This window comes from Vibrio sp. Vb1337, from assembly GCF_033338715.1.
Lineage (GTDB): Bacteria > Pseudomonadota > Gammaproteobacteria > Enterobacterales > Vibrionaceae > Vibrio > Vibrio alginolyticus.
The window spans coordinates 1-1,129 of the sequence record NZ_JAWOTD010000212.1 but is presented as its reverse complement, the minus strand read 5'-3'; the positions used below and the strand labels follow the sequence as shown (position 1 = coordinate 1,129).

Annotated in this window: 1 protein-coding gene; it reads left to right on the top strand. The window is 51.6% G+C overall.

The window, feature by feature from the left end:
- Positions 1–1,129 (top strand): dihydroxy-acid dehydratase (gene ilvD, locus R7E42_RS25105; protein ID WP_318073255.1); only part of this gene is annotated, 1,129 nt, incomplete at both ends.

The following is a 1,129-nucleotide window of genomic DNA, read 5'->3' as shown; positions in this document are numbered from 1 at the left end:
TCATCAAGCTAGACCTTGTCGATGCCATGATCCAAGGTGCCGATCCAAAAGTGTCTGACGAACAAAGCGAACAGATCGAACGCAGTGCATGCCCAACGTGTGGATCGTGTTCAGGCATGTTCACTGCAAACTCAATGAACTGTCTGACAGAAGCTCTGGGTCTGTCTCAGCCAGGCAACGGCTCGCTGTTGGCAACGCATGCCGACCGTAAAGAGCTGTTTATCAATGCAGGTAAACGCATCGTTGAACTCACCAAACGCTACTACGAGCAAGATGACGAAACGGCTCTACCACGCAATATCGCGACCAAAGCCGCATTTGAAAACGCGATGGCACTCGACATCGCAATGGGCGGTTCGACCAATACGGTGTTACACCTTTTAGCTGCGGCGCAAGAAGGTGAAGTCGATTTTGATATGACGGACATCGACCGCATGTCTCGCCAAGTACCACACCTTTGTAAAGTGGCTCCTTCAACGCAGAAATACCACATGGAAGATGTACACCGTGCGGGTGGCGTTGTCGGTATCCTTGGTGAACTGAACCGTGCAGGTCTGCTGCGCAATCAGTCTAAGACTGTCCTAGGACTGACTTGGGAAGAACAGCTAGCCAAATACGACATCATGCTGACCGATTCAGAAGAAGTGAAATCATTCTACCGTGCTGGCCCTGCGGGTATCCGCACCACACAAGCATTCTCGCAAGATTGTCGCTGGGATACCCTCGATAATGACCGCGCGGAAGGCTGTATCCGCACCAAAGAAAACGCGTTTAGCCAAGATGGCGGCCTTGCCGTTCTGAAAGGCAACATCGCGCTGGATGGTTGTATTGTGAAGACTGCTGGTGTGGACGAAAGCATCCTGAAATTTACTGGCCCTGCAGTAGTGTTTGAAAGCCAGGAAGATGCGGTAGACGGCATCCTTGGCGGCAAAGTGAAAGCGGGCGATGTAGTTGTGATTCGCTACGAAGGTCCAAAAGGTGGCCCGGGCATGCAAGAAATGCTTTACCCAACCACTTATCTAAAATCGATGGGCTTAGGTAAAGAGTGTGCGTTATTAACTGACGGCCGCTTCTCTGGTGGTACCTCTGGTCTGTCTATCGGCCATGCTTCTCCAGAAGCCGCCAATGG